14 protein-coding genes are annotated in these 15,134 nt (G+C 74.4%); 4 read left to right on the top strand and 10 right to left on the bottom strand.

Features of this window, described 5'->3' with window-relative positions:
* Positions 1-25: 25 nt before the first annotated feature.
* From ACRWNP_RS19620 to ACRWNP_RS19645, 6 genes are all read right to left on the bottom strand, one after another.
* Positions 26-820 carry a polyprenol monophosphomannose synthase gene (locus ACRWNP_RS19620; protein WP_431963051.1) on the bottom strand — a complete coding sequence of 265 codons (795 nt, stop codon included), beginning with the start codon at positions 818-820 and terminating at the stop codon, positions 26-28.
* Complete coding sequence (gene lnt, locus ACRWNP_RS19625; protein WP_431963053.1) at positions 817-2,475, bottom strand: apolipoprotein N-acyltransferase; 1,659 nt, start codon at positions 2,473-2,475, stop codon at positions 817-819. Before lnt ends, ACRWNP_RS19620 begins: the two co-directional genes overlap by 4 nt.
* 697 nt (positions 2,476-3,172) lie before the next feature.
* Positions 3,173-4,723: an amidohydrolase gene (locus tag ACRWNP_RS19630; protein ID WP_431963107.1), complete on the bottom strand. Its 1,551-nt coding sequence runs from the start codon at positions 4,721-4,723 to the stop codon at positions 3,173-3,175.
* A gap of 177 nt (positions 4,724-4,900) precedes the next feature.
* Positions 4,901-5,341 carry an Lrp/AsnC family transcriptional regulator gene (locus ACRWNP_RS19635; protein WP_431963055.1) on the bottom strand — a complete coding sequence of 147 codons (441 nt, stop codon included), beginning with the start codon at positions 5,339-5,341 and terminating at the stop codon, positions 4,901-4,903.
* Positions 5,342-5,934: 593 nt separating this feature from the next.
* Positions 5,935-8,340 carry a GAF domain-containing SpoIIE family protein phosphatase gene (locus ACRWNP_RS19640; protein WP_431963057.1) on the bottom strand — a complete coding sequence of 802 codons (2,406 nt, stop codon included), beginning with the start codon at positions 8,338-8,340 and terminating at the stop codon, positions 5,935-5,937.
* A 162-nt stretch (positions 8,341-8,502) separates the two neighbouring features.
* On the bottom strand, positions 8,503-9,159 hold the full coding sequence (locus ACRWNP_RS19645) for a HemK2/MTQ2 family protein methyltransferase (protein ID WP_431963059.1): 657 nt from the start codon (positions 9,157-9,159) through the stop codon (positions 8,503-8,505).
* A gap of 156 nt (positions 9,160-9,315) precedes the next feature.
* Between ACRWNP_RS19645 and ACRWNP_RS19650 the strand changes: the two genes are divergently transcribed.
* The 4 genes from ACRWNP_RS19650 to ACRWNP_RS19665 all read left to right on the top strand — a co-directional run bounded on the left by ACRWNP_RS19650 (position 9,316) and on the right by ACRWNP_RS19665 (position 12,192).
* Positions 9,316-9,777, top strand: coding sequence for an SRPBCC family protein (locus ACRWNP_RS19650; protein WP_431963061.1), 462 nt, complete (start codon positions 9,316-9,318; stop codon positions 9,775-9,777).
* Between the two features lie 171 nt (positions 9,778-9,948).
* Positions 9,949-11,055: an iron-containing redox enzyme family protein gene (locus ACRWNP_RS19655; protein ID WP_431963063.1), complete on the top strand. Its 1,107-nt coding sequence runs from the start codon at positions 9,949-9,951 to the stop codon at positions 11,053-11,055.
* A gap of 167 nt (positions 11,056-11,222) precedes the next feature.
* Positions 11,223-12,101 (top strand): ribonuclease BN, encoded by an 879-nt coding sequence (locus ACRWNP_RS19660; RefSeq protein WP_431963065.1) that lies wholly within the window; start codon positions 11,223-11,225, stop codon positions 12,099-12,101.
* Entirely contained in the window at positions 12,058-12,192 is a 135-nt protein-coding gene (locus ACRWNP_RS19665) for a CsbD family protein (protein ID WP_431963067.1), read from the top strand. Before ACRWNP_RS19660 ends, ACRWNP_RS19665 begins: the two co-directional genes overlap by 44 nt.
* A 91-nt stretch (positions 12,193-12,283) precedes the next feature.
* On the opposite strand, the gene ACRWNP_RS19670 is transcribed toward ACRWNP_RS19665, so the two are convergent.
* The 4 genes from ACRWNP_RS19670 to paaC all read right to left on the bottom strand — a co-directional run bounded on the left by ACRWNP_RS19670 (position 12,284) and on the right by paaC (position 15,130).
* Positions 12,284-12,409, bottom strand: a complete 126-nt coding sequence (locus ACRWNP_RS19670; RefSeq protein WP_431963069.1) for a hypothetical protein — start codon at positions 12,407-12,409, stop codon at positions 12,284-12,286.
* A 236-nt stretch (positions 12,410-12,645) separates the two neighbouring features.
* Positions 12,646-13,755: a 1,2-phenylacetyl-CoA epoxidase subunit PaaE gene (paaE, locus tag ACRWNP_RS19675; RefSeq protein ID WP_431963071.1), complete on the bottom strand. Its 1,110-nt coding sequence runs from the start codon at positions 13,753-13,755 to the stop codon at positions 12,646-12,648.
* A complete protein-coding gene (paaD, locus tag ACRWNP_RS19680) occupies positions 13,755-14,276 on the bottom strand; it encodes a 1,2-phenylacetyl-CoA epoxidase subunit PaaD (protein ID WP_431963073.1) in 522 nt (173 codons plus the stop codon). Before paaD ends, paaE begins: the two co-directional genes overlap by 1 nt.
* Positions 14,273-15,130 carry a 1,2-phenylacetyl-CoA epoxidase subunit PaaC gene (paaC, locus tag ACRWNP_RS19685; protein ID WP_431963075.1) on the bottom strand — a complete coding sequence of 286 codons (858 nt, stop codon included), beginning with the start codon at positions 15,128-15,130 and terminating at the stop codon, positions 14,273-14,275. Before paaC ends, paaD begins: the two co-directional genes overlap by 4 nt.
* Positions 15,131-15,134: the final 4 nt, after the last annotated feature.

Consider the following 15,134-nt stretch of genomic DNA (forward strand, 5'->3'; position numbering starts at 1 on the left):
TCCCCGCCGGAGTCCGGAGGGCCGGTCAGCCGCGGCGCCGTCCCGACGTCAGCCGCTTCACCCGGGAGGCGAGGCCCCAGGCGGTGACCCGCCACAACGCCTCCGCGACGATCTCCCGGCTCATCTTGCTGTCGCCGCGCTCTCGTTCCACGAAGGTGATGGGGACCTCGACGACGTGGAAGCCGGACTTCACCGCGCGCCAGGCGAGGTCGACCTGGAAGCAGTAACCCTGGGAGGCCACCTCGTCCATGCCCAGGCCCAGCAGCGTCTCCTTGCGGAACGCCCGGTAGCCCCCGGTGACGTCGCGCAGCGGCACGTCGAGCAGCAGCCGAGAGTAGGTGCTGCCGCCGCGGGACAGGAACTCGCGGGACTTCGGCCAGTTGACCACCCGGCCGCCGGGGATCCAGCGGGAGCCGAGCACCACGTCGGCGCCCTTGAGCGCGGTCAGCAGACGCGGCAGCTCCTCGGGCTGGTGCGAGCCGTCGGCGTCCATCTCCACGAGCACGCCGTAGTCCCGCTCGATGCCCCAGCGGAAGCCCGCCAGGTAGGCGGCGCCCAGCCCTTCCTTTCCCTTGCGGTGCAGCACGTGGACGTGGTCGTCGGCGGCGGCCAGCTCGTCGGCGAGCTTGCCGGTGCCGTCGGGGCTGTTGTCGTCGGAGACGAGCACGTGCGCCTCGGGCACGGCCGCGCGGACGCGGGCGACGATCGGCTTGACGTTGTCGGCCTCGTTGTACGTCGGGATGATCACGAGAACCGAGCCGAGCGGCCCGAAAGCCCTCCCCTGGGCTGCGCCACGGGTGACCCCACCGCCATCGCTCACTGCTGCTCCTCCGTCTCGGTACGTCCTCGCCTGCCCAGCACGATCGCCGCGGCCCAGGACAGGAGGCCCACCATAGCGAGGGACCATTCAGGAGCGGAGCCGACGCGGTCGGCGACGGTCAGATCATCGCGGAGCGGCAGCTGCGCGCTGAGCACGGCCTGCGTGAACTCCTCGGTCTGCTGCTCGATCCGGCCGTCGGGGGCGACGACGGCGGTGATGCCGCTCGTCGCGGCCGTCACCACGGCGCGGCCGTGCTCGACCGCGCGCAGCCGCGACATCGCGAGCTGCTGCTCGGGCTGGCCGGTGCGGCCGTAGGTGGCGTTGTTGGTCTGGATGACCAGGGCGCGGGCGCCCGCGGTGACGGTGTCGTGGACGATCCCGTCGTACGCCACCTCGAAGCAGATGACGTCGCCGAGCTTCGCCGGGCCGATCTGCAGGACGCCGCTGCCCTGGCCCGGGTAGAAGTCGCGCGGGACCTGGTCGAGCCGCTTGACGACCTTGGTGAGCTGCTTGCGGAAGGGCACGTACTCGCCGAAGGGCACCGGGTGCTGCTTGGTGTAGTGGTCGCCGGGGCCGCTCTCCGGGTCCCACACGATGCCCTCGTTCTGGACGTGGTCCGCGTCCGGGCCGTCGACCAGGGCGCCGACGAGAACGGGGACGCCTACGGCCCGGACCGCCTCGGTGATCAGGGCGTAGGCCTGCGGCTCGGAGAACGGGTCCATGTCGGAGGAGTTCTCCGGCCAGATCACCAGATCGGGCTTGGGCGCGCGGCCCGCCTTGACGTCCTCGGCGAGCTTGAGGGTCGCCTCGACGTGGTTGCCCAGGATCTTCAGGGGCCGGCCCAGGAAGTGCATGCCCGGTTGCTGGACGTTGCCCTGGACGATGGCCACCCGGACGGTGTCGTCGGCCCCGGTGGGCACCGGCACCGCGTACCCCGCGGCGAAAGTGCCCACGGCCAGCACCGCCGCCGTCGTGGCGGGCACGAAGCGCCGCGGGCCGAAGACGACCGGTCCCTTGCGCAGCCGCCACACGGCGACCGCCACTGCGGCCGACAGCGAGCCGCACAGCGCGACGGTGAAGGTCACCAGCGGCGCGCCGCCGAGCGCGGCGAGCGGGGTGAAGGGGGTGGCGGTGTTCGCGAAGGCCAGCCGGCCCCAAGGGAAGCCGCCGAAAGGCAGCCGGTCCCTGGCGAGTTCCTCCGCCACCCACAGGCAGGCGCCCCACAGCGGCCAGGCGCGCAGCCGCGACGTCACGGCCAGACCCGCGCCGAGCACGGCGACAAAGGCGGCCTCGATGACGGACAGGCCCACGACCGCGTCCCAGCCGATCACCCGTAGCCACACCAGGAGCCACACGAAGAACGGCAGTCCGAAGGCGAAGCCCAGCCACGCGCCCTGGCGGGCGGTCCGTCCCCGGGTCAGCAGCGCGAGACCCGCCACGGCCGCGACCGACAGCGGCCACACCCCGTACGGGGGGAACGCGGCCGCCAGGGCCAGGCCGCACAGCGCGGCGAGCCCCGACCGCCGCGCGTTCGCCCGCAGGGCACGCGCCATACGGGCCGTGCGGCCGGGTGCCGGGGCGGGGGGCGGCGGCGGTTCTACGGACGTCGCCGGCGGCGTGACGGGGGCCGGTGCGGCGTCGGAGCGCGGTCGCAAGGTTCGCGGCCTTCCTGCAGGTGGTCACTGTGTGAGAGTGACCGTACCCTGGGCGGCCCCGTCCGGGGACCCCGGGCGGGCAAAGCCTCCCGCGGCGGGCCCGGCGGCTTCGCGGACGCGCCCGGCACCCACTCCGGCACAGGCACAGGCACAGGCACAGACGGGCGGCGAACCCGGCCGCCGGCCCAGCGCGCAGAGCCGCGGGCGGCACGACGGCACGGCGGGCGCCTCCGGGCCGGAACACCGACATCGTCCGGGCCCGCCTGCCGCGTTCCTGCCGCGCGGACTGCTCGGGGCCCGGAACGCCCTTCGGGCCGACCTGGGACCCGCTGGCTGCGGATCGGCGACAAGGCCGTTGTCTACTGGGCGTCCGGGCCCCTCCCGGGTCACACCTGCCGACCGGGCGGAGCCTCTCGGTGAGGCTGACCGCGTTCCGTGCCGCGAGCGCTGGACCTGGCTCCAGTGGCGCGCGCCGTGCGGCGCGACGCCCCCGTGGCCCAGCTGCGGCCGTCGGCGCACGGAGATCCGGTCGGACGTCCTGTGGTGGACCCGGCCGAACCTACTCGCCCCCGACCGTCGGCTGTCAACAGCCGCTTGACCTGCGCGGATTGACCAAATCAGCAGGTCAACGCGAGGCCGGGGAAAGTTCCGCGCCATCCCGACGGAGAACCGTTCGGAGGCATCGGCGGTTGACCCGTCACTCGTTCGGCCGGGCGAAGACCGTGCGGCCGCCGACTACGGTGCGCAGTGCCTTCGGCAGCGCCAGCCCAGGGGTGAGGTCGGGCAGGCCGGGGGTGCCGGAGCGCGGGTCGGTCGACCAGTTGGCGACCCGCTCGTCGGGGGCCTGGACCACCAGGTCACCGGCCTGCCACAGCACGTAGTCCGCGGGCGCGCCGGGCACGAGGACGCCCGCCTCGTCGCGGCCCACGGCACGCCAGCCGCCGCGGGTGTGGGCGTTGAACGCGCCGCGGACGGAGATGCGGTGCTCGAGGGTCCGGTGGAACGCGGCGGCGCGCACCGTGCCCCAGGGGTCGAGCGGGGTGACCGGGCTGTCGGAGCCGAGGGCGAGCGGCACCCCGGCCCGGGTCATCGCGGCGAACGGGTTGAGGGTGCGGGCCCGCTCGGCGCCGAGACGCTGGGCGTACATGCCGTCCTCGCCGCCCCAGGCGGCGTCGAACGCGGGCTGTACGGAGGCGACCAGGCCCAGCTCCGCGAAGGCGGCGACGGTCTCCTCGGTCATCATCTCGGCGTGCTCCACGCGGTGCCGCAGCGCGCGCACCCGGTCCAGGCCCACCCGGCGGGCGGCCTCGCGCACCCCCTGCGCGACAGCGGCCACGGCGGCGTCGCCGATCGCGTGGAAGCCCGCCTGGACCCCGGCCTCGGTGCACAGGGCCACGTGGTCGGCGATCGCCGCCGCGTCCAGGTAGGCGGTGCCGCCGACGGCGGGGGCGTCGGTGTAAGGGGCGTGCAGGCAGGCCGTACGGGACCCGATGGAGCCGTCCACGAAGAGGTCGCCGCCCGCGCCGACGGCGCCCAGGTCCCGGATCCGCTCGAGATCCTTGGCGCCCGTCACGGCCTCGGCCCAGTAGCCGTACACGTGCGGCCCAGGCTCGGCCGCGGCGAGCCGCAACAGCGCGGTGAGGTCGTCCTCGGAGGAGATCTCCGGGCCCGCGCACTCGTGGACGGCGCCGATGCCGAGCGAAGCGGCGTGGGCGAGCGCGGCACGCTGGGCCGCGGCGCGCTGCTCGGGCGTGACGGCGGCGTACGCGGCGCGCCGGACCGCGTGGTGGGCGTCGCGGGTGAGCGGCCCGTCGGGGTGGTGGCCGGGCATGGCCTCGACACCGGGGACCCGCGCCAGCAGGGCGCTGGTGACGACCGCCGAGTGGACGTCGGCGCGGGTCAGGTACAGGGGACGGCCGCCGGTCGCCGCGTCGAGTTCCGCGCGGGTCGGCGGGCGCTGTCCGGGCCAGCGGCTCTCGTCCCAGCCGTGGCCGAGCAGCACCCGGTGGCCGGGGTTGGCCTGCGCGAACCCGGCGACCCGAGCGAGGGCGTCGGCCAGGTCGCGGGCGTCGGCCAGGTCGAGGCCGGTCAGTGCCAGACCGGTTGCGGTGGTGTGCACATGTGCGTCGGTGAAGGCGGGGGTGACCAGCGCCCCGGCAAGGTCGATCACCTCGTCGACGCCCGACGCGTAGGACTCCGCGGCGCCCTCGGAACCGACCCAGGCGACCGTGCCGCCGTCGACGACCATGGCCGTCGCGAAGGGGTCGGCAGGGCTGTAGACGTTGCCGCCGCGCAGCAGCACGGTGGTGGTCGGCTCGTTCGTGGTGTGCGGCACTGGGTTTCGCCTCGCGATGTGATGTTGGGCCCGCCCGGGCCCCGGTGGGGGCGGGACGGGATGGTGCGGTGGGTCTGCGGGCCGGGGCGCTCAGACGCGCGGTGGGCGCGCCTCGTACGGCGTGGAGAGGACGACCGTGGTCCGGGTGGACACCCCGGCCAGGGTGCGGATCTTCGCGAGCAGGTGCTCCAGCTCGATCGGGGTCGCCACCCTGACCTTGAGGATGTAGTTCTCCTCCCCCGCGACGCTGTGGCACGCCTCGATCTCGGGGACCTCGGCGAGCCGGTCGGCGATGTCGTCGGGGGCGCTCGGGTCGAAGGGCTTGACCGAGATGAACGCCGTCAGCGACAGTCCCACCGACTCCGGGTCCACGAGCGCCGCGTACCCGCGGATCACCCCGCGCTGCTCCAGGCGCCGGACGCGCTGGTGCACCGCGGACGTGGACAGGCCGGTGGCCTTGCCCAGGTCGGTGTAGCTCATGCGCCCGTCGGCCACGAGAAGTTCCACGATCTGCCGGTCCAGCTCCTCCACAGCGCAAGAACCTACAGGGTCCGTGGTCGTCGGCGGTATCCGGCCGCCCCGTCCCGGCCACACGTCGAGGAGGCGCGGGGCGCCCGGTGGGCCGCGGGCCCGCGCCACGGCCGGGCGGGCATCTCTGGCAGCGGCCTCCGGTGACCGAGTGTGGCCGGGGCAGGCGGGTCCGGCGGTGGCTCGGCCGGCACGGCTGTGCGGCCGTCGCGCGGGTTCGCCTCGCTCGGGGCGCGCGGGAAGGAAGCAGCCGACCGACCCCATCCCGCGCCCGCGCCCCACGACCCGTCCGCCACCCCAGCGGGCTCACCGGACCGAAGGAGTGCACGGCCACGGCAGCCACTCGCCGGAACCGGCACAAGTGGCGCACCGGCGTGGGCTGCGTCGACGGACCCGGGCGGGCACCAAGCGGGAAGTCGGCGCACAGCAGGCACGTGCCGTCGCGCGGGTTCACCGGGCTCGCGGCGCGCGTGCGAACGGCAGCCGACCGGCCGGAGCCCCACCCGAACCGCCCACGACCTCGCCCTGCGGGCCATCCCCACAGGCGGACGCACGGGACCGAGGGGGCGGGCACGGCCGCCTCCGAACGGAACTGGTCAGGCGCAGATGCGGACGCAGAGCAGGCACGTGTCGTCGCGCGGGTTGGCGGGGCCGAGGGCGTGGGTGAGGACGGCGGCGATCGTGGTGCAGTCCTCCGTGGCGACGCGCTCGGCGACGCGGGCGAGGTTGGCGAGGCCGGCGTCGAGGTCCTGGTCGCGTCGTTCGATGAGACCGTCGGTGAAGAGGAAGAGCCGGTCCCCTGGGGGCAGATGGGTCTCGCACAGGCCGTAGGCGCTGTCGCGGCCGGCGCCGAGGATGCGGCCCTCGGGGCGTTCCAGGTACTCGGCGTGCCCGCCGCGCAAGTGGAGCGGGGGCAGGTGCCCGGCCTGCGCCCAGGTGAGGACGCCCTCGGAGGGGCGGTACTGGGCGAGGACCATGGTGGCGGTGGCGGAGCCGGTGTTCATGAGCACCTGGTTGAGGCGTTCCAGCAGGCGGTGCGGGGGTGTGCCGCTCAGGGCCATGGCCTCGGCGCCGTAGCGGAGCCCGGCCATCGTCGCGACGGCCTCGATGCCGTGGCCTGCGACATCGCCGACCGCGAGCAGCACGGAATCGTCGGGGAGGGCCACGGCGGTGAACCAGTCGCCGCCGATCTGGATCGCGCTCTCGGCCGGCAGGTACGAGACGTCGCAGCATACGCCGCCCAGTTGGACGGGTTCCTCGGGAACGGGCAGCAGAGCACGCTGCAGCCGTCGCGCCAAAGTGTGTTCGGCGTTCAGGGTCCTCTGCTGGGAGCTGAACGCCCGATGGGCCTCGTCGAGCGCGATCTCGCGGTGGCGCAGGGCGGTCAGGTCCTGGAAGAACCCGTGCACCAGCACGGGGGTGCCCTCGGCGTCGGTGACCGCCTCGGCGACCATCCGCAGGTGGCGGGTGCCGTGGCCGGTGCGGATGCGGAAGGGCACGTCGACCGGTTCGCCCAGTTCGAGCAGCGCGTGCACCGAGGCGCCGACGACGGGGACGTCCTCGGGGAAGAGGTGCTGCGGCAGCTCGTCGAGTGGCATCGGCCCGAGTGCCGGGTTCCGGTCGAAGACCGTGTACACCTGCGGTGACCAGCTCAGGGTGTCGGTGACCAGATCCCAGTCGGCCCAGCCGAGGTTGCCCAGGTGCTGGAGCCGGCGCAGCCGCTCGACCTCGCGGTCGGCCGTGTCGTGGCGCAGCCAGGAGACGACCAGCGCGTCGCCGAGCCGCGCGACGGCCACGGAGTAGGTCGAGCTCCGCGGGACGCCGGCCGCCACCTCGTGGTACTCGAAGGGCTCGCTCTCGTACGGTTCACCGGTCGCCAGGGTGCCGAGGTACCCGTGCCACAGCGGGGTGCCGGCCACGGTCGGGTAGCACTCCAGGACCCGCCGCCCGACCAGTTCCCGGCCCGTGCGGCCGGACACGTCCACCGAGGCCGGGGCGGCCGCCTCAATGCGGAAGTCGGTCACCTCGCCCTCCACACCGCGCACGGGCACGAGCAGGACGGCCGCCTCGTACAGCGTGTCGAGGACGGCCTGGACGGTGGCCGGCCACGTGGCGGCGGGGGCGGGCGACAGGCAGGTGGCGCAGGCCCGCGCGGCGGCCGTCAGCAGGGCGCGGTCGGCGCTGCCGAAATCGTCGGGGCGTTCGCGGAGGAATCCGGCCACGCCCACGACGTCCTCGCCGCGGCGCAGCGGCACCCACGCCCGGGAGGCCCACGTGCCGGGGCGGTCGCCGACGAGGGCGCGGCCGGCGCCGTCCTTGCCGAGGCCGCAGAGCCACACCGGCCGGCCCAGGCGGACGGCCTCCACCGGTGCCAGTTCGGGCAGCGGCGGCACGTGTCCCCAGGCGCAGGCGGTACCCGCGTCGATGCCTGCGTGGGCGGCCAGGTCGAGTCCGCCGGCTGGCGCGCTGGTGTAGAGCAGGACGGCGTCGACGTTCGCGGTCCCCCTGAGTTGCTCGACGAGCAGCCGGGTGAGTTCCTCCGAAGTCCCGGCGGCGGTGAGGACGCCACTGATCCCCTGCGGGCGCGGCGGGAGGCGGTGGTGCCGGGAGGTGTACCGCGAGGAGACGAAAGGGGAGCCGGGATCGCCGTCGGGCGCGGGCGACGGGAGACCGGCCCCGCAGGCCGGCTCCGGCTGCTGCGGCGGAGTGCGCGGGACGCGGGACGTGTGGATGTCGCCGAGCAGCGCCCATGCCTCTTCCAGCATGGTGCGGCCGGCCCCGCTCGCACGCCGCTCCAGCTCCTCCTGGGCGGCGCCGGGACCGAGCCCGAGGCGACCCATGAGCACGCCCCTGGCCCGTTCTGCCGCGGCCCGGGCGGGTGCGGCAAGCCGCTCCTCGTCGAGTTCCGCGCGCAGCCGGGCGACCGTGCGAGCCAGTTGGTCGGCCGCGGACCGCTCGTGCGGCCGGCCGCCGGGCGCGGAAGCGACACCGTCGTGGCTCACTCTGCGAGCATCGCACAATCACCCCGTCGGGGAACTTCCAGGCCGGGTCGCCGGCAGGCGGTCGTCCGCGCGGACGCTGCGGCCGTCGTCGAGGACGATCCCGACGGGGCCCCCGGTGAGGATCGGAGCATCGGCGGTCAGGTCACACGGGTGGGCGCCGGGTCATGGCAGGCGTTCGGCACGGATCACCACCAGCTCTTCCTGCTCCTCGCCGGGTTCGATCAGCCCCCGTGCCGCCAGCCATGCCGCGCGGCGCCGCAGCAGCGGCCCGAAGGGGATCCGCCGGTGCCCGGTGGCGACGGGCCGGAGCCCGGCACCGCCGAGCTGCCGCAGCGTGCTCTCCACGCCGCAGAGCCCGGACTGGACGAGCAGCAGGACACCGCCGGGGCGCGGCAGGGGCGGGGTCTCGGCGCAGATCCGGTCGAGCAGCGCCCGCCCGTCGGGCCCCGCGTTGCGGGCCAGGGACAGGCCACGTCGGGCGTGGTTGGCCCGCGGGGACGGCACGTACGGGGGATTGGCGAGGATCAGGTCGAAACGGCGCCCCGCGACCGGTGCCGTGAGGTCGCCGCGCAGCACCCGTACGCGCCGGCCGTTCAGGCGCGCGTTGAGCCGGGCGGCACACACGGCCCGGGCGGAGGCGTCCACCGCGGTCACGCGGACCGCGCCCCGGGATGCGGCGGCGAGAGCGAGGGCGCCGGATCCGGTGCCGAGGTCCAGCACGTCCGCGCCGTCGGCGAGCGTCTCGCTGGGGAGGGCCTCGCCGAGCAGGGAGGTGTCGTCCTGGGGCCGGTACACACCCGGCGGGCACAAGAGCCACATTCCCCTCGGCCACCCGGGGGCGCCGCACCAGACATCGGGCAGCTCAGGTCCCGCGCCACGCCTCGCCTGTTCGCGGTCAGCCCCCGGATCGGGACGATTAGGCACATCCGGACCGGGAAGCCGACCCAGCGACGATTCCTCGAGAGGAGAATTTCCATGGGCACGATCAGTGAATCCGTCGACGTCGATGTCCCGCTGCACACCGCTTACAACCAGTGGACGCAATTCGAGGAATTCCCGAACTTCATGGAGGGCGTGGAACAGGTGACCCAGGTCGACGACCGGCACAACCACTGGGTGACGAATGTCGCAGGCTCCCGCCGGGAATTCGACACGGAGATCATCGACCAGCTGCCGGACGAGCGGGTCGCGTGGCGCACCGTCACCGGGGACATCCGGCAGCGCGGCGTCGTGACGTTCCAGGAGCTGGACGCCTCGCACACCCGGGTCAACCTCGCCATGGAGCTGCAGACCTCCGGCCTCGCGGAGAAGGCGGCCGAGGCGCTCGGCGTCGTGGACCGGCGGGCGCGGGGCGACCTGCGGCGGTTCAAGCACTTCATCGAGGAGCGGGGCAGCGAGACGGGCGCCTGGCGCGGTCGTGTCGCGCCCGGCGGATGACCCCTGCACCCCGCCCACCCCGCCGGCGCGGCGCCGGCGGGGTGGGCGGGGTGCAGGGGCGACGTGGACGACCGGGCACCGGCGGGCGCATGCCAGGGGCGTCACCGGGCAGGGGCAACGACGGACGCCCGTACGCCGAGGATGTCCCCGCACCGACCGACGGAGGACCCCATGGACGCGGTCTCCGACCTCTCGACCGATCCCCTGACCACTGAGCCCGCGCCACCCGCGGCACGGGGCCCGCTGTCCCGGGCCGTGCTCGACGCCCTCACCCAGGGCGCGCCGGGAACCGCCCTGTCGCCGTCCGCCGGGGCGGTCGAGGCCGCCGATCCGTACGGCGAGGACCTGCAACTCGCCCTTTACGTCTGCTACGAGCTCCACTACCGGGGGTTCGCCGGGGTGCACCCGGACTGGGAGTGGGATCCGGGACTGCTCGGTCTGCGGGGAGCCCTGGAGGGCGCTTTCGGGGCGGCGATCCGCGCCGGTCTGCCGGCCGTGCCGAACGGCGCCGCGGCCCGGACGGCCCTCGACCGGGAGCTGGAGGAGTTGCTGCGCGAGCCCCGCGACGCCCGCGGCGTGTCGCATTTCCTGCGCGACGAGGCCACCTGGGAGCAACTGCGGGAGTACTTCGTGCACCGGTCGGTCTACCAGCTGAAGGAAGCCGATCCCCAAGCGTGGGTCATCCCGAGGCTCACCGGTCAGGCGAAGGCCGCCCTCGTGGCGGTCGAGTACGACGAGTTCGGGAGCGGGCGCGGAGAGCGCGTCCACGCGCGGCTGTACGCCGACCTGCTCCGGGACGCCGGGCTGGACGCCTCCTACGGGCGCTACGTGGACGCCGTACCGGCCGTCACGCTCGCCACCGTGAACCTGATGTCCTGGCTGGGCCTGCACCGGGCGCTGCGCGGGGCACTCGTGGGGCACTTCGCCGCGGCCGAGATCACCACCGCGCCGTCGGCCCGCCGGACGGTGGAGGCCATCGACCGGCTCGGCGGCGGTGCCGCATGCCGGCACTTCTACGACGAGCACATCGAGGCCGACGCGGTCCACGAGCAGGTGATGCGCCACGACGTCATCGGTGACCTGCTGGCGCGTGAACCGGGCCTCACCTCCGACGTCCTCCTGGGCATCCGCGCCACCGCGCTGCTGGAGCGGCGCCTGGAGGAGCACCTGCTGGGCGCGTGGCACGCCGGGCGCAGCTCGCTGCGCGCCGCGCCCGGGCTTCCCCCGCCGATCGGTTCGTCCGGATCGTATGGGGAAAGTGCACCTCAGGAGGCCTGAGCAAGGAGGTCTAGCGATGCGCTCAGCACCCCTGGGGACCAGGGTGGGTACGGCACGCCGCGCGGCGGCCGGCGCCACCGCGCGCTGAGGCCCCCGCGATGGCAGGTGGGGCGGCCCGGTGGATCCGTCATCCGTACCGGTCGTGGCGGGACTCACGGGCGGGCCGCATGTGGCACCAGGGCGGCGAACTGGAGCTGCTGCAGCGCTCCATGGGGTTCGCCGCGCTCGGTCTGGTGACGCTGGTCCCGCTGCTGATCGTGGTCGCCGCGGCGGTGCCCTTCCACGGCTACGGCTTCGCGCAGTGGGTCGTGGACGGCATGGGGCTGTCGGCGGAACCCGCGGCGGCCGTCAAGGAGCTGTTCGCGGCGCCGCGCAAGGTGATCAGCAGCACGAGCGGGCTGAGCCTGCTGGCGCTGGCGCTGTTCGGGCTCTCCTTCGCGGCGTGCGTCGAGGTCGGCTACACACGGATCTGGCAGGTGCCGCCCACTCCGTGGCACCACGTGTGGCGGCGGGCGGTGTGGCTGGCGGCGCTGACGGCGTACCTGTTCGCGGAGGCGCAGAGCGGGGCCGTGCTGGGCGGCGGGTGGCCGGACACGGTGCTCCGCGGCGGTACGGCCGTCGTCCTGGGCTTCGTCTTCTTCTGGTGGGGGCAGCACTTCCTGCTGGCCGGGCAGGTGCCGTGGGCGGCGCTGGCGCCCGGGGCGATCGCGACGATGGCCGGCCTCATCGGGCTGCGGGTCTTCTCGTCGTTCGTGTTCTCTCCGCTGATCGTGACCAACGCCGTCTCGTACGGGGCGGTCGGCACGGTGCTGATCGTGCAGTGCTGGCTGATCGGGGTGGGCTTCGTGGTGTTCGGCGGTGCCCTGCTGGGCCGCCATGCGCAAAATCCCGGCAAATGGTTTCATCAGGGATCTTCCGGGCAGGCGGAGGGGAACGCCGATCGCCCCCTGGAAGGAGAACCCCATGGGTGCCGAGAAGAAGGCCAAGAACACCGGCCAGAAGATGAAGGGCAAAGTCGAAGAGGCCACGGGCAAGCTGACCGGTGATGAGAGCTTGCGGCTGAAGGGCAAGGCCGACCAGGCCAAGGGTGACGCCAAGCAGGTCGTCGAGAAGGGCAAGGACACTCTCGACCACTGACGCGGGCCCGTCCGCACACCGTTTGCGGCCGTGGGACCGGCGGAGCGCGCAGCGCCCGCCGGTCCCACCGGCATGCGGCGCTCGGCGGCGGTCAGAAGCGCGGGCAGAAACGGATGGTGGTGCCTTCGGCGGTGGCGCGCAGGCGCACCGGGTCGGCGATGCGGTTGACCATCAGCAGGCCCCTGCCGTAGGGCCGGTCGGGCCCAGGGCGGCACACAACCGGAAGAGCCGGGGCGGGGGCACTGCGACCGCGACCGGTTCACCGGCGGCAACCGTCCAGCAGGAACGGCACCATGGCGGCCGTGCACCCCGCACTGTTCTGGTAGAACAGTGCGGGGTGCACGAACGGCCCGGCGTCGGGGATCTCGCCGACCCGTTCAGCACGTCGCCACCTCCCACCCCCGGGGTGGGCCCTACCAACCGGTTCCCGGGGGCGGGGGCGCCGACGAGGCGTCAGCTGTCGAAGTCGACGGTCAGGTTGTCGGACTCCGGGTAGCTCTGGCAGGTCAGCACGTAGCCCGCGTCGACCTCGGACGCCTCCAGGGCGAAGTTGCGGCGCATCTCGGCCTTGCCGTCGGTGACGAGCGCCCGGCAGGTGCCGCAGACGCCGCCCTTGCAGGCGAAGGGCAGATCGGGGCGGGTGCGCTGGGCACCGTCGAGGACGCTGCGGTCACGTGGCAGCGCGGCCGTGGTGGTACGGCCGTCGAGGACGATGGTGACCTGGCTGACCGGGCCCTCGGCCACGGCGTCCTCGTGGTGCACCGGGGTCACGGGCTCGTCGTCCGCGTAGAACAGTTCCTGGTGCACCCGGTCGCCGGGCACACCGAGCCCGGCGAGGACCCGCTGGGCGTCGACGACCATGCCGTGCGGGCCGCACAGCCACCAGTGATCGGCGTTCGGGACGTCGACGAGGCCCTCGACGAGGGCGGCGAGCCGTCCGGCGTCGAGTCGGCCGGAGAGCACGTCGGCCTCGCGCGGCTCCCGTGAGAGCACGTGCGCGAGCTGGAACCGGGCGGGGTACAGGTCCTTCAGCTCGGCGAGTTCGTCGGCGAACATCACCGTGTCGGTGCGGCGGTTACCGTAGAAGAGCGTGACCCGGGAGCCGAGGCCGGCGGCGAGCACCGACTCGGCGATGGAGAGCATCGGGGTGATGCCGGAGCCCGCGGCGATGAGCACATGGTACCCGGGCGCGGTGAGGTCGGGGGTGAAGGCGCCGGTGGGCCCCATGACCTCGACGGTGTCACCCGGGCGCACCTCGTTGACCAGCCAGGACGAGAACAGACCGCCGGGCACCACGCGCACCCCGATGCGGGGGACGGCGCCGGCGGGAGAGCAGATGGAGTACGAGCGTCGCTCGTCGCGGCCGTCGACCTCGCGGCGCAGCGTGAGGGACTGCCCGGGCGCGAAGGCGAACTCCTCGGCCAGCTCCCGCGGTATGTCGAAGCTGACGGCGGCGGCGTCCTCGCAGAGCGGCTCGACCGCGGCGACCCGCAGGGCGTGGAAGGCCGGGCGGCGGCGGACCCGCGGAGCCGGCGCCTGCGGGGCGGGGGTGGTCGGGGCCATCAGATCTCCTTGACGTACTCGAACGGCTCCAGGCAGGCACGGCAGCGCCACAGGGCCTTGCAGGAGGTGGCGGCGAAGCGCGACGTCTCCTCGGTGTCCGCCGATCCGCAGCGGGGGCAGGCGACGGCGCGCCGGGTGGCGGTGAGCACCAGCGGCACCGGCCCGGTGCCGCGCCGGGGCGCGGGGCCGGGGGGTGCGATACCGTGCTCGGCGAGCTTGCGGCGGCCCTCGGGGGTGATCCAGTCGGTTGTCCACGGCGGGTCCAGGACGGTGCGGATCTCGACCCGGGGGAAGCCGGCGGCGCGCAGCCGGGCGGCCACGTCGGCGCGCATCTCGGCCATGGCGGGGCAGCCCGAGTAGGTGGGGGTGAGGGCGGCGACGACCGTGCCGTCCGGCGCGACCTCGACGTCGCGCAGGACGCCGAGGTCGGCCAGGGTCAGCATGGGCAGCTCGGGGTCGGGCACCTCTGCGGCGACGCGGGCCGCCCGGTGGGCGTCGGTGAGGGCGGTGACGGCGTTCACCAGACCGCTCCGGGGTGTGCGCGGGCGATGCCCTGCAACTCGGCCAGCAGGGGGGCGAGGTGGTCGGTGTGGTCGCCGTCGCGGCCGTGGCCGGGCAGGGGCTCGGCCTCGACCGGGGGCAGCCCCGCCGCCTCGGTGACCTGGCGCAGCGCGGCGGTCACCTCGCCCCGCACCTCGTCCGGGTCGACGCCGCTCGTGGCGCCGGCCGTGAACAGCTCCTCCAGGTAGGGGGCGACCTGCTCCAGTCCGGCCCGCATGCGGCGGTGCGACTCCTCGGTGCCGTCGCCGAGCCGGACCGTCCACTCGGCGGCGTACTGCCGGTGGTAGGTCAGCTCGTTGACGCCCTTGGCGGCGATGGCGGCGAGCACCGGGTCCTGCGCGGTGCGGGCGAGCCGCTGGAAGACGGCGAGCCGCCAGCTGGCGGTGACGAGCAGCCGGGCCATGGAGAACGCGAAGTCCCCGCAGGGCAGTTCGGCGAGGCGGACGTTGCGGAAGTCGGCGGCGTCCCGGAAGTAGGCGTAGGCGTCCTCGTCACGGCCGGTGCCGTCCACCTGGCCGGCGCGGGAGTAGAGCAGGCGGGCCTGGCCCAGCAGGTCGAGACCGATGTTGGCGAGGGCCACCTCCTCCTCCAGCTCCGGCGCGCGGGTGCACCACTCGGCCAGACGCTGGGCGCCGACCAGGGCGTCGTCGCCGAGCGCCAGGCAATGGGCGGCCAGCTCCGCGGCGTCCACGCCCGCGGGCAGGGCGGTGTCGACGCCGTGCAGCGGGTCCTCGAAGCCGGTGCCGAAGGCCCAGCGGGAGTCGCCGTCCTCGTGCCCCTCGGCCAGGGACAGGTAGACGTGCTCGTCACTCATGCCC

Source organism: Actinacidiphila sp. bgisy160, assembly GCF_965342435.1.
Taxonomy (GTDB): Bacteria; Actinomycetota; Actinomycetes; order Streptomycetales; family Streptomycetaceae; genus Actinacidiphila.

Coding starts and splice junctions, on each gene's coding strand:
- ACRWNP_RS19630 (WP_431963107.1), bottom strand. CDS start 4,723: ATGGTCGTCGACGGCGGCACGGTCGCCTGGGTCGGTTCCGAGGGCGCC.
- ACRWNP_RS19645 (WP_431963059.1), bottom strand. CDS start 9,159: ATGTGGCTCTTGTGCCCGCCGGGTGTGTACCGGCCCCAGGACGACACC.
- ACRWNP_RS19650 (WP_431963061.1), top strand. CDS start 9,316: ATGGGCACGATCAGTGAATCCGTCGACGTCGATGTCCCGCTGCACACC.
- ACRWNP_RS19655 (WP_431963063.1), top strand. CDS start 9,949: ATGGACGCGGTCTCCGACCTCTCGACCGATCCCCTGACCACTGAGCCC.
- ACRWNP_RS19660 (WP_431963065.1), top strand. CDS start 11,223: ATGTGGCACCAGGGCGGCGAACTGGAGCTGCTGCAGCGCTCCATGGGG.
- ACRWNP_RS19665 (WP_431963067.1), top strand. CDS start 12,058: ATGAAGGGCAAAGTCGAAGAGGCCACGGGCAAGCTGACCGGTGATGAG.
- paaE (WP_431963071.1), bottom strand. CDS start 13,755: ATGGCCCCGACCACCCCCGCCCCGCAGGCGCCGGCTCCGCGGGTCCGC.
- paaC (WP_431963075.1), bottom strand. CDS start 15,130: ATGAGTGACGAGCACGTCTACCTGTCCCTGGCCGAGGGGCACGAGGAC.